A 12,470-nucleotide genomic window follows, 5' to 3' on the forward strand; every position below is an offset into this window, starting at 1 on the left:
TGCGTTTTTGTTTCAGGCGAAAGAAACGTTTAGTCATCAATTTCCGCATTGTGATAGACGTTTTGTACGTCGTCACAATCTTCAAGTGCGGCAATAAACTTTTCAAACATAACGACATCTTCACCTTCAACTTTAGTCATGTCCTGCGGTACGAAGGTGATATTGTCAAATTCAAAGTTAACCTCTGGCATCGCTTCGGTCAGCGCTGTTTTGACTTTAAAGTACTCAGTGTGCGGCGCGTAAACTGTGATTAAGCCATCTTCCAGCTCAACATCGCTTACATCAACGTCAGCCATCATCAGCAGTTCTAAAATCGCATCTTCGTCATCACCCGCAAACACGAACACGGCTTGATGATCAAACATGTGGCCAACTGTACCAGGGCCGCCGAGTTTGGCATCGTTTTTCACGAAGGCTTGACGCACTTCGGTGAAGGTACGTTTTACGTTATCGGTTAAGCAGTCAACAATGACCATGCAGTTGCCAGGACCAAAACCTTCGTAACGGGCGGTATCGTAATCTTCACCACCGCCGCCTTTGGCTTTTTCAATTGCGCGTTCAATAACATGCGCAGGCACTTGGTCTTTCTTAGCGCGTTCAATTAAGCGACGCAGTGATAAGTTTCCATCGGGCTCAACGCCGCCTTGCTTAGCGACAACGTAAATCTCTTTACCGTAGCGTGAATAAATGCGGGTTTTTTGACCGGCTGTTTTCGCCATGGATTCTTTCTTGTTTTGATATGCTCTGCCCATCTTGATCTCGTTAGCTCAAAAAAATTGCGCCGATATTAGCAGTTTTCTTGGCATAAGTGCAGTCGTCCCTATGTGATTTATTACCTAGAAGGCGACGGGGCACGCATTTCAGGGCAAAGTTGGTTTTATCAAGGAAGATCCGCTTTTAGATAGGCTAGGACTATATCGCGATAGATTAATACTAATGTCTAATGCCATACGCTCGTGAGACTGTTGATGATAGCTAACTTCTACTTTGTTTATTTAGCGAGATAAATTATCTAGCTTATTCAGAGAAATAGACTAAAACTATAAATCTTGAGCGCTATCATAGTTAGCCCTCCCTCGTCAGTTGTAAGCAATAGCCGCTGTAATTGATACCAACTGAACGAAGGCTAATGATTCGACTCTTAGCATTTCCCTTTCATTTTTACCTTGCGCAGTTACGGGAAGTATATGGAAATACAGCACAAAATTTTAATTTTCATCAGTTTCATACTGGTCACTCTAGGGAGTTTATTACTTGAGGGACTGCATCTTCCGAGTATTGTGCAGGCGTTGATCTTGGGCGTTCTTGCCTGTGGCTTAGTGGTGTGGGTGTGTTTGCGCGCATCTAAGGCTAAGCTCGACACCGATGAGGCAAACATTAAGGCATTACAAGAGCAAAGCATTCCCGCCCACGACATTAGTGTGCAAACCAGCAAAATGGCTATCGGTTCGGCTGAGGTGTCGCATTTTATTGATTTATTGAATAAATCAATTGAATCAAATGGCGAGCATGCCAGTGCCATTGCTGTTGCTGCAGGGCAATTGAGCCACACTACGGCCCAACTTGGTGATAATGCCGCCGATATTTTAGGCCAAGCTCAAGAGGCTGAGCGCGTTAGCGTGCAGGGACGAAGTCAAGCTCAGAAAGGTGTTGCGGCTATTCGTTCACTGAGTACGGATATTGATACTGCCGCTGAGCAAGTGCAGGCGCTTAAATCAAGAGCCGAAGAAATCCAAAAAATTACCGAAGTGATTAACTCCGTTGCCGAGCAAACTAATCTGTTGGCGTTAAATGCGGCCATCGAAGCGGCTCGTGCGGGAGAGCAGGGTCGAGGTTTTGCGGTAGTGGCTGACGAAGTACGCAGCCTTGCGGGTAAAACCGCGGGTGCAACCCAAGATATTGGCAAAATGCTATTAGAAATCCGCAGTGAAACGGATAAAACTTCTGGGCTGATGGAGCGAGTCGTGACGCAAACCGCCGATGTGGTCGCGGCTATGGGCGAGTTAGACGCGCACTTCACTGAGATTTCGGCTTCTGTGACCCAATCGGCCCATGCCTTAGGTGATATGGAAGATTCACTCAAACAATATAACAACACTACTAACGACATTAGCCGCTCGGTGACTCAAATACGTGACTCGTTAAATTCGACGGGTAAACAGAGTCATAGCGTATCCGAGCAGGCCTTTACTTTATCCTTGACCACTGAGGGTATTTTTAAAGCGCTGTCTAAATGGGATACACAAACCTTCGATCAGCAGGTTCTGCAATTGGCGAATGTTGCAGCTAAAGCGTGCGGTGACAAGTTAGCACAAGGTTTAGCCAGTGGCAGTTTTAGCGAGGCTGATTTGTTTAATCCTAAATACCAACCTATTACCAATACTCAGCCGCAGAAATACAGCACGGCTTTCGATCGTTATACCGATCAGCATTTTCCAACAATTCAAGAGCCCATTCTGGCAAAACACAGCGAAATTATTTATGCGGGAGCCGTTGATAGGAAAGGTTATTTTCCGACCCATAATAAACGCTTTAGCCAAGCACTGACAGGCAAAGTTGAGGTTGATATGGTGCACAATCGAACCAAACGCTTGTTTAATGATCCGACAGGGATCCGTTGCGGCGCCCATACTGAACCTGTGCTATTGCAAACTTATAAACGCGATACGGGCGAAGTGATGCACGACTTGTCGGTGCCCATTTTTGTAAACGGTAAACATTGGGGCGGATTTCGAGTGGGATTTAAAGCTAAGTAGATTACTGATAACTCAAATTTAGGTTATTTACTCTAAAAAATGCATAAAAACGCATCTTTATTTGTGTCTTATATGTGATCAATGGTGGGTAATTGATTAACATAATAGAAATAGATTGGCATCTTTTTGCCGAAGTGCTTAAATAGCCCAAGGTGTACAGTATAAGATAGTATTGTATCCAATAAAAAATCATAAAATTTGAATAAGACCTTAAGTAATTGATTTAAAATGTTTAAAATATCTTTCTGGATATTTTAAAATGTTGAGGACAGGGAGCTCTCTTGCGACGTAAATATAACGCAGTAGATGCTGCTTAATGTGAGTTAAATGTGATGCAAGCAAATCAAGCGACTGTAACTGTTTTATATTATGATGCGCCCGTAGGGTTAATTATGCACAACGCCGTATTAGGTAATTTGCCAGTGAGTGAAGCTGGGCGTGTGATGATACCTGCAAGTTTCCGCAAGGGAAAATCTATCATTGCTGTACTTGAAGGTGAGTGTAAGATATTGAATTCATTAGGTGAGAGAGTGTTCGCTCAAGCTAATATAGGTTAACATTTTAAACTAATCGTCATTCTTGGGACGAATAATTCGCTTTGCTAAATTATCGTCCCGACATCTTCTGCAAAAATTCTATTCAATCCATCTATTTCTATTAATGTTAGCGCTTGTTCGCCTAATCATATTCGGTTAGTCATTCAGATATTTACTGTCCCACAAATTAACGCACTTTAATGGCAGACTGCTGCCAATAATTGGTCTGCAAGGTACTGTAAGGTTTCGGCATTAGGATGGGTGTGGGCGAAGGTTCTTAAACCATAAATTCCCATCATTAAATATTGGGCTCTTTGCTCGCTGCTGCGATCGCCTTGGAGGAGTCCTTGCAACGTTGCAGTGGCAAATTGTAGCGTGAGTGCTTGCTGCCAAGATTGTAGATACTGATTGATGATGTCCCGGATCTCAACATCTTGCTCTGCAATTTCATTTAACGCTTTTGTCAGTAAGCAAGCTTGGGCGCTATCGCAACTCAGACATTCAATAACGAGATGATCTAAGTAGGTTTTCAAATTAGTCAGCACATTCTCGCCATTGCCGAATAGATTGTTGAATTGCTCGTTTCTGTCGAGTTGATATTGCTCAATGGCCGCGATTAATAATCCGCGTTTATTGGTGAAGGCACAGTAAATCGACCCCGGATGTAATCCCGTGGCTTGAGTAAGAGCTTGCATGCTCGTTTTGGTGTAACCCTTGTGCATGAAGGCGGCCATAGCGCCGCGAAGTACCTGTTCTCGGTCGAACTCTGCATTACGCATCGAATTTAATTCACTTGTATAGAAACGCTTAGGCCAGATTCTACCTAAATTTGAATAAACATTCAAAAATGAACTTGAATGATCGTTCAAATAATAATATCTTGAATGCATATTCAAGAATGGAACTGAGAAAATGACCACACAAACCACGCCAAATTCATTGGTAAATCTGTTCGATACCTACTCACTTAATGACACTATTACCTTAAATAATCGTATTTTAATGGCACCTTTAACCCGTTGTATGGCGGATGCCGATTTAGTGCCGACCGATGATATGGTCGCCTATTATGCACGCCGTGCCGAAGCGGGTTTGATCATCACAGAGGCGACGATTATTCGTCCCGATGCTCAAGGTTATCCAAATACCCCTGGTATTTTTACTCAAGCGCAAATTGCTGGCTGGCGTAAAGTGACCGATGCGGTACATGCCAATGGCGGTAAGATTTTTGTGCAGTTATGGCATACGGGCCGCGTCGCTCATCCACACTTTTTCGGTGGTGGTGATGTGCTTGCGGCATCAGCGCAGAAGATTGAAGGCAGCGTGCCAAGAATGCGCGAACTGACTTATGTCACGCCAAAACCTGCCACACTTGAGGATATTCAAGGCCTAGTGCGTGATTACGCCAAAGCGGCGGAAAATGCTATTGAAGCGGGGTTCGATGGCGTCGAAATCCACGGTGCAAATGGTTATTTAATTGATACCTTCTTACACTATGACAGCAATCGCCGCACCGATGAATACGGTGGAACACCTGCCAATATGTCCCGTTTTGCGCTTGAGGTTGTCGATGCTGTTGTGGCTCGTATCGGCAAAGACAGAACCGGTTTACGGATTTCTCCAGGGGCTTATTTCAATATGGCGGCAGATAGTCGTGACCGCGAAGTATTCGATTACTTCTTGCCTGAGCTGGAATCCCGCGATATCGCTTTTGTGCATATTGGGATTTTCGATGACAGCATGGAATTCGATTATCTTGGTGGCAGAGCTTCAAGCTATGTGCGCGCCCACTATGGCAAAACCTTAGTGGGAGTTGGAAGCTACAGCGCTGAAACCGCCTGTGAAGCGATTGCGGCGAATAAGTTTGATTTGATTGCTATTGGTCGCCCATTCATTGCCAATCCTGACTATGTTGCTCGCGTTCGTGATGGCGTTGAACTGGTTCCTTACAGCGACGAAATGCTAGCAAGCTTAGTGTAATTTCGCTTAATAGCTTTATAAAGAAAGGGTTAGCATGTGCTAACCCTTTTCGTTTGTCTCTCTCGTTTTTATTTAATCCGTTTTAACTAAAGATCTGAGTGCTGTGAGTTTTTGCTGAGCGATGCCGAAAATGCTCTCGGGAGAATATTGCCCTTGGCTAGGTGCGGCCGTTTGCGGCAAACTTCCTGCGGTTTTACCGAGCAGTAACTCCATGGCTTGAGTCACATGGGTAATAGCCCAAATATGGAATTCCCCCTGTGCCACTGCATCGACAATGTCTTTGCGCAGCATAAGGTTGGCCATGTTCGAGGCAGGAATAATCACCCCTTGCTCCGGCGTACGGCCTTTTATTTTGCAGACATCGAAGAAGCCTTCAATTTTTTCATTCACGCCGCCAATGGGCTGAGCCTCACCAAATTGGTTCATCGAACCTGTGATGGCAATATCTTGCCTAATTGCTTGCTCGCTAATAGCCGAGATAATGGCGCAGCATTCGGCCATTGACGCGCTGTCACCGTCCACACCGCTGTATGATTGCTCAAAGGTGAGGTAAGTGGTGAGCGGGATTTGCGCCGTCTTACCTAAAACTGAGGCTAAATAAGCGGTTAAGATCAACACGCCCTTAGAATGGATCCGGCCTCCAAGTTTGACTCTGTGCTCGATATCCATCACTTCACCCTTACCAAAGGCTGTGGTTGCTGTGATGCGATTGGGCATACCAAACTGATGATCTGAGGTCGAGATGACGGATAAGGCATTGATTTGCCCAACCACTTTGCCCTGAGTGCTAATCAAGGTCGTGCCGTTGGTAAAGCTTTGCATTATGTTGTCGTGAAGACGCGAGACTCTTTGCTCTTGATTTCGCAGTGCTTGCTCAACGTGCGGCACTAAAATTTGCTGACTGCCTGCCGATTTAGCGCAGTAGTTTGATTCCCGCAGTAGGTTGGCAATATTGGCCGAGTGTAGCGACAGTTTTTGTTGGTCTTCGGCTTCCCGCGAGCTGTATTCAATGATGCGCGCTATGGCGGCGCGGTCGCAGTGCAGCATGTTGTTGTCGTGAACTATGCTCGAAATAAAGCGGGCATAGTGCGCCTCAGAAGTTGAGGTTCTGTCCATCACATCTTCAAAATCGGCGGTAACGCGGAATAACTCACTGAAGTCAGGATCATAGTGCTGTAACAGCTGATAAGTTTCATGATCGCCAAACAGAATAATTTTCACATCTAAGGGGATAGGCTCAGGCGCTAATGAAATAGTGCCCGACAGTGACACTTCCCGCTCGAGTGAGCTTAAATCCAGTTTGCGTGAACGCAGGGCGCGTTTTAACCCGTCCCACACGTAAGGGCGTTCTAACACTTTTACCGCATCCATCAATAACACGCCGCCGTTAGCTTTGTGCAGACTGCCTGAGCGGATAAGTGAGAAGTCGGTGAACACTGTCCCCCTGAAGGTAGCATTTTCCACATAGCCAAATAGGCTGTGATAACTTGGGCTTTCTTCTACGACAATAGGGAATTTTTGAGTCCCTTGAGCGACCAAAACGTTAACTTGGTAGCGGCGGGGCATTTTCTTTTCAAGGGAAGCATAGGCTAGGCCCAGTTGTTCTTCACTTTCTTCTAAAAAGATATCTAAATTGTCTAAGATATCCGCCTGCATACCGGTTAAGAAAGTCCGCGCTTCGGGCTGGTGCTTGAACTTATCTTTGAGTGGCTTAATAAAATGGATTAATACTTCTTTGGCGACTTGTTCGTCATGCTCTTGCTGCTTGTCGCTGAATTCTTCTTCCCATTCAGTGATTTGGCGAATAATACCGCGCAGTTTAACTTCTAGGCCATTGATATTACTTTCAAATTGACTACGTTCAGTCTCTGTCAATGCTTCGAATGAAGCTTCGTCATGGGGTTCTTCACCATTGAGCGCTACCATTTGATAGTCGCCCTGCATGGTTAAACTGAGGCTGATGCCTTTTTGTTTTGCTTCTTCGGTTAATTCAGTGAGTGCGACTTCTTGTTTCTGTGATAATTGGCTTTTGAGCTTTTCGGTGCGGGCATAATACATTTCATTATCAAAGGCTAAAGGCATAGCTTTGACAAGTTTAAGCATCAACTTTTCGACGGCTTTTTTAAATTCAAGCCCAGTCCCTGCACTCAGTTTCAGCACTTTAGGGCAACGGGTATCATCGAAATTAACCACATAGCACCAATCGTACAGGGTATGGTCGTTTGGCTCGTGACGGCTTAGGTAACGCAGCATCATGGTCCGTTTGCCGAGGCCGTTCTGACCTATGGCGTAGATGTTGTAACCCTTTTCTTTAATTCCCATTGCAAACTCTACCGCTTGCTGGGCGCGTTCTTGGCCGACAATATCATTGAGAGGTGTGAGTTCTGCTGTCGATTGGCAATCTGTGCTTAATTGGTCGAGTTCGCAAATGCGATATAATTGTTTACTGTTGAGCAGGGTAGCTTGGCTTGATACGACGTCAGTGGGCATAAATATCCTTGGTTTTTCAGCCTTATTATTTCCATTGTAGACAATAAGATAGCATTTTTGTCAATCAAAACTCTGTTATTGCTGATATATGTCTTTAGGGATGGTTTTCTCTCGCTAAGAAAGTGCTGAATTATCGGGGGAAGACTTAATTGATTAAGTCTAACTAATTGTTACTCAATAAACTTATCGCGATACTGACACTAAAATTTTGTGCTAAAGTAGCAAATGCAATGTTAGTTGGATTTACCCGTGCAAGCAGTCTGCTGAGTGTGAGTAAGTTAGTGTGAATTTTTATGGTTTGACCTCTACCATCCTAAAAGGTGGATATGATGGAGTAAGTTTTAGATCCAACCTTAGTGCCAATTGAGATGTATTGATTTGATGTTAAACGTAAAATTTTATGAGATTTTACTGCTTGGTTAACGTTTTCCCTCTGTAGCAATATTGGGCATGTGTTTAAGGCCTTACGGTATTCTCGCCGTAGGCCGATTGAGCAGTAACGAGATCTGAGTTGGCAAGATGATGATAGATGTACCTATTACGCAGCAACAGCTGGATAACTGGTTGAGTGACTTAAATTTAGTCGCTGAGATATCAAGCAGTAAAGCAATGTTATTAGCATGGAATGCTGCGGGTGAACTTAGCAGCATGTTAAGTTCAGACTCTGCGGCTGAAAGTGAAATACAGGCAATACTCAGCCACCTAAGTGGCAATCATTTGGCTAACACCCAGCCTGTTATAAGTCAGTCCGTTGCGATGCCGTCAATGGTCACACCATCTGAAATCGTTCCTAATCCCTTTGATATTATTGATAAACCTACGACTCCCCCGATAAGCAATGCTAAGTTGTCCAGCTTGAGTGAGCCGATTTCAGCATTGCCCCGATTAGGCAGTCATCAAATCACGGCTGCATTATCTGTATCACAGCTAACTGAGCAGGTACGTGAGCCTCTGTTAATTATGGATACTCGGCAGCACTCAGATTGGCACACTTGTAGTGCAATCGGGAGCGTGATTTGTTTGTCTCTCGCTTGGCCATCTGGGGCAAATTTTGGCTTTTTATGCTTCTATCACAACAAGGCTCAAGGTGTAGATTCAAAAACGTTACAACTCGCTAAGCTTATCAGCGATAGCATTCAACACCAGTTAGGCGAGATATTGAGCCAACATAATGCGGCTGAAACATTAAGCCGAGGTTCACCGAGTCGTGTCGATACGGTCGATTTACAAACTTTTATCGATAGTTTTGACGAACATATTTGGATGAAAAATGCCGCAGGCATTTACACTCTTTGCAATCGTAGTGTTGAGAATGCGTGGGAAATGCCCCGCAGTGAGATTGTTGGTAAATCCGATGTTGAACTCTTTGGTGCTGATATTGCAGAGATTTTTCTAGAGGGTGATAGGCTCGCTATCGAGTCTGGTACGCCTATCATTGTCGCTGAGTGTTTAGATGGCAGTGAAGCTAAAAATCATCTTTGGCTAGAAACGCTAAAACTCCCAACACTCAATGCCCTGGGTGAGCTCGTGGGCGTTATCGGTATGACTCGCAACATTTCCAAGCATAAAGCCGTTGAAGAACAACTGACATTGGCGACCAATGTGTTTAAAAACTCGGTTGAAGGTGTGGTTGTGACCGACCGGCATGGCAATATTACCGACGTTAACGGTGCATTTTTTGAGATCACAGGTTATGTGAGGGAAGAGTTACTCGGCCAGAATCCTCGGATTTTTAGTTCGGGTCGGCATGATAAAGATTTTTTCGATAAACTCTGGAATACCTTGTTTACTCAAGGTAAATGGAACGGCGAAATTTGGAATCGGCGTAAGAACGGCACGATTTTTCCGCAAAATATCACCATAAGCACTATTTATGATGACGTTGGAGATGTGCGTTATTTTGTCGCTGTGTTTGCCGATATTTCAGCCCAGAAAGAGAATGAAGCGCAACTCACGCACTTAGCGTATTTTGACCCGCTAACGCATTTGCCCAATCGCATGAAGTTCATGATGCAGCTTAAGCAAGAAGTGCGACAAGCTAAGCGGCTGAATTTGCAATTAGCGACTGTGATGATTGATGTCGATCTGTTCAAGCATATCAACGACAGTTTTGGCCACAGTATAGGCGATGAAATGTTAGTTGAGTTTGCCAAGCGTTTACGCAGCCAAGTAGGCGATCAGGATGTGTTATCACGGATTGGTGGCGATGAGTTTGTGGCATTGATTTCAGGGATTGACAATAGTGCCGATGCCGCAGTTGCCATAAATCAATTGCGCCAAGTGTTTGAGCAACCTTTTATTGTGAGCACGGGCGACCACTTACGTTTAACGGCGAGTATGGGCGTTTCTTTGTATCCAAATGATGGAACCGATGCGGACACTTTACTGCGTAACGCCGATGCGGCCATGTATCGCGCCAAAAATGATGGCCGCAATAATTATGCTTTTTATACAGAGTCCTTAACTCAACAGTCTTTTGAGCATCTTAAGCTGCAAAGTGCCCTCTATGGCGCGATTGAGCAAAATGCTTTGTACTTAATGTACCAGCCAAAACTTGATTTAGTGACTCGACAAACCGTGGGATTTGAAGCGCTACTGCGTTGGCACGATCCTCAACTGGGTTTGATTTCGCCCGCGGTATTTATACCTGTGGCAGAAAAAATTGGTCTTATTCATGAGATAGGTTTATGGGTGTTAGAAACCGCTTGCCGCCAGGGCATGCGTTGGCTTAGTGAAGGCAAACACTTTGGCCGCATTGCCGTGAACGTGGCAGGACAACAGTTACAGCGCAGTTCCTTTGTGGATGATGTGAAACGTGTCTTAGCTGAAACGGGTTTGCCCGCCAAGCATTTAGAGCTTGAAGTGACCGAAAGTGTGATGATGCAGAATCCTGATCTTGCTATCCGTGACTTAAAGCGACTTGGCGATCTAGGTATCGAATTATCGGTTGATGATTTTGGCACTGGCTATTCATCGCTCAACTATTTGAAAAAACTGCCTATTCATAAATTGAAAATTGATCAGTCTTTTGTGCGAGACATTCCCTTCGATACCAACAATACCGCTATCGCTAAGGCTGTGATTGCACTTGGACATGCGTTGAAGCTGGAAATTATCGCCGAAGGGGTTGAAACTAAAGAGCAAGCTGATTTTCTGCAACAAAACCAGTGCGATCAAGCCCAAGGTTATCTCTTTAGTCGTCCGCAACTAGCTGCAGATCTCGACGCATTTTTATCGTAAAACAAGTTTGCATATAGCAATAGGACTAGCGCTATGCCGCTAGTCGCTTGGGTTTGTGTCTGCTAAAATTCTGGCCATTATTATCAGTGATTAACCGCAATGTCTTTTAGTGCCTTATCCTTAAACTCCACGTTGGCGAATACCTTAGCGGTTCTTGGCTATGAATCGCCAACGCCAATCCAGTTAGAAGCGATCCCTGCCATCTTAGCTAAACGGGATGTAATGGCTGGCGCCCAAACGGGTACAGGCAAAACCGCTGCGTTCGCCTTGCCTATCTTGCATCATTTGATGACACTCAGCCCTTCGCAAGAGTTAACGGCTGTGAGACCCGTACGCGGATTAGTCTTAGTGCCGACACGTGAGCTGGCGGTGCAGGTACAGCAGAGTTTTGTTAAGTACGCAAAAGGGACTGATATTCGTATCGGCATCGCCTACGGCGGCGTGAGTATCGATGCGCAGGTCGCCGTGTTTAATGCAGGGATTGATGTGTTAATCGCAACTCCGGGTCGCTTACTCGACCACCTTAGGCAAGGTGCATTAAATCTTAAGCAATTGAGCATGCTTGTGTTTGATGAAGCCGACCGTATGCTCGACATGGGCTTTATGGATGAAATTCAAGCCGTGCTCAAGCAAGTGCCGAGTGACAGACAAACCCTGTTATTTTCTGCCACCTTAGATGCCGCTATCTTCAGCTTAAGTAAAGCTTTACTGCGCGATCCTAAGTTGATTGAAGTTGCCAAGCGCAACACGACCGCGGCCGAAATTGAACAAGTGGTTTATGCCGTCGACGCCGACCGTAAAACCGAACTCGTCAGCCATCTGGTACGCAGTAAAAACTGGCATCAAGTGCTGATTTTTAGCCGCACAAAGCAAGGTGTCGATAAACTGGTTCAGCAACTCAATAAAGCCGATATTATCACTCAGGCGTTTCACGGTGACTTGTCCCAAGGCGCGCGCGAGAAAGTTTTGCAGGAATTTAAACAAGGTAAGATTCAAGTGCTAGTGGCAACGGATGTCGCCGCCAGAGGCTTAGATATCGTCGAGCTAAAATATGTGATCAACTTTGAGCTACCCTTTATTGCCGAAGATTATATTCATCGTATTGGTCGCACAGGTCGAGCGGGTAGTGCAGGGCTTGCCATCACCCTCTTTAGTCAAGAGGACGCCCTATTATTGGAAGAAGTTGAAGTTGTGCTCGACAAGCGTCTACCACAACAATGGTTACTAGGCTTCGAACCCGACTTTAATAAGATGGATACCGAACCTAGACGTAACGGCAAAGCGGCTCAGAAGCAAAGAGCGAAGAAACGGGCTTTGGGTGGAAAGGGGAAAAGGTAGGTTTTTAGGTGCGGCGTCTGAATGGCTGAATCTAATAGAGATTAGATCAAGTGACATGATTCATTTATTGATGCCAGTTCAGTTCCCGCCGCCGCATTTGAATCGTTAGCAATCATTTGAACACCAAACA

Annotated in this window: 8 protein-coding genes; 5 read left to right on the plus strand and 3 right to left on the minus strand. The window is 45.1% G+C overall.

All coding sequences use genetic code 11. The features are described from left to right. Positions 1 to 29: 29 nt before the first annotated feature. Positions 30 to 752, minus strand: coding sequence for a YebC/PmpR family DNA-binding transcriptional regulator (locus KO537_RS06440; protein ID WP_028760779.1), 723 nt, complete (start codon positions 750 to 752; stop codon positions 30 to 32). 435 nt (positions 753 to 1,187) lie between these two features. On the opposite strand from KO537_RS06440, the gene KO537_RS06445 reads away from it, so the two are divergent. Together KO537_RS06445 and KO537_RS06450 are read left to right on the plus strand one after the other, a co-directional pair. Further along, positions 1,188 to 2,756 carry a methyl-accepting chemotaxis protein gene (locus tag KO537_RS06445; RefSeq protein ID WP_219234071.1) on the plus strand — a complete coding sequence of 523 codons (1,569 nt, stop codon included), beginning with the start codon at positions 1,188 to 1,190 and terminating at the stop codon, positions 2,754 to 2,756. 332 nt (positions 2,757 to 3,088) lie between these two features. Further along, positions 3,089 to 3,313 (plus strand): TIGR02922 family protein, encoded by a 225-nt coding sequence (locus KO537_RS06450; protein WP_028760777.1) that lies wholly within the window; start codon positions 3,089 to 3,091, stop codon positions 3,311 to 3,313. A gap of 176 nt (positions 3,314 to 3,489) precedes the next feature. Here KO537_RS06450 and KO537_RS06455 read toward each other — a convergent pair whose 3' ends face one another. Further along, positions 3,490 to 4,071: a TetR/AcrR family transcriptional regulator gene (locus KO537_RS06455; RefSeq protein WP_219234072.1), complete on the minus strand. Its 582-nt coding sequence runs from the start codon at positions 4,069 to 4,071 to the stop codon at positions 3,490 to 3,492. Positions 4,072 to 4,204: 133 nt separating this feature from the next. Between KO537_RS06455 and KO537_RS06460 the strand changes: the two genes are divergently transcribed. Further along, positions 4,205 to 5,272, plus strand: coding sequence for an alkene reductase (locus tag KO537_RS06460; RefSeq protein ID WP_219234073.1), 1,068 nt, complete (start codon positions 4,205 to 4,207; stop codon positions 5,270 to 5,272). 72 nt (positions 5,273 to 5,344) lie between these two features. Here KO537_RS06460 and KO537_RS06465 read toward each other — a convergent pair whose 3' ends face one another. Beyond that, the gene (locus tag KO537_RS06465) at positions 5,345 to 7,762 is read right to left on the minus strand and encodes an ATP-binding protein (RefSeq protein WP_131523009.1); all 2,418 of its coding nucleotides are present in this window, start codon (positions 7,760 to 7,762) and stop codon (positions 5,345 to 5,347) included. A gap of 519 nt (positions 7,763 to 8,281) precedes the next feature. On the opposite strand from KO537_RS06465, the gene KO537_RS06470 reads away from it, so the two are divergent. Further along, positions 8,282 to 11,002, plus strand: coding sequence for a bifunctional diguanylate cyclase/phosphodiesterase (locus tag KO537_RS06470; protein ID WP_219234074.1), 2,721 nt, complete (start codon positions 8,282 to 8,284; stop codon positions 11,000 to 11,002). Positions 11,003 to 11,101: 99 nt separating this feature from the next. Continuing rightward, positions 11,102 to 12,340 carry a DEAD/DEAH box helicase gene (locus KO537_RS06475; RefSeq protein ID WP_219234075.1) on the plus strand — a complete coding sequence of 413 codons (1,239 nt, stop codon included), beginning with the start codon at positions 11,102 to 11,104 and terminating at the stop codon, positions 12,338 to 12,340. Positions 12,341 to 12,470: the final 130 nt, after the last annotated feature.

The sequence above is a fragment of the Shewanella sp. NKUCC01_JLK genome, from assembly GCF_019345615.1.
Taxonomy (GTDB): Bacteria; Pseudomonadota; Gammaproteobacteria; order Enterobacterales; family Shewanellaceae; genus Shewanella; species Shewanella oncorhynchi.

Excerpts from the sequence above, each read along its gene's own strand:
- KO537_RS06465 (WP_131523009.1), bottom strand. The coding sequence starts at position 7,762 with ATGCCCACTGACGTCGTATCAAGCCAAGCTACCCTGCTCAACAGTAAA.
- KO537_RS06440 (WP_028760779.1), bottom strand. The coding sequence starts at position 752 with ATGGGCAGAGCATATCAAAACAAGAAAGAATCCATGGCGAAAACAGCC.
- KO537_RS06460 (WP_219234073.1), top strand. The coding sequence starts at position 4,205 with ATGACCACACAAACCACGCCAAATTCATTGGTAAATCTGTTCGATACC.
- KO537_RS06450 (WP_028760777.1), top strand. The coding sequence starts at position 3,089 with ATGCAAGCAAATCAAGCGACTGTAACTGTTTTATATTATGATGCGCCC.
- KO537_RS06475 (WP_219234075.1), top strand. The coding sequence starts at position 11,102 with ATGTCTTTTAGTGCCTTATCCTTAAACTCCACGTTGGCGAATACCTTA.
- KO537_RS06470 (WP_219234074.1), top strand. The coding sequence starts at position 8,282 with ATGATGATAGATGTACCTATTACGCAGCAACAGCTGGATAACTGGTTG.
- KO537_RS06445 (WP_219234071.1), top strand. The coding sequence starts at position 1,188 with ATGGAAATACAGCACAAAATTTTAATTTTCATCAGTTTCATACTGGTC.
- KO537_RS06455 (WP_219234072.1), bottom strand. The coding sequence starts at position 4,071 with ATGCGTAATGCAGAGTTCGACCGAGAACAGGTACTTCGCGGCGCTATG.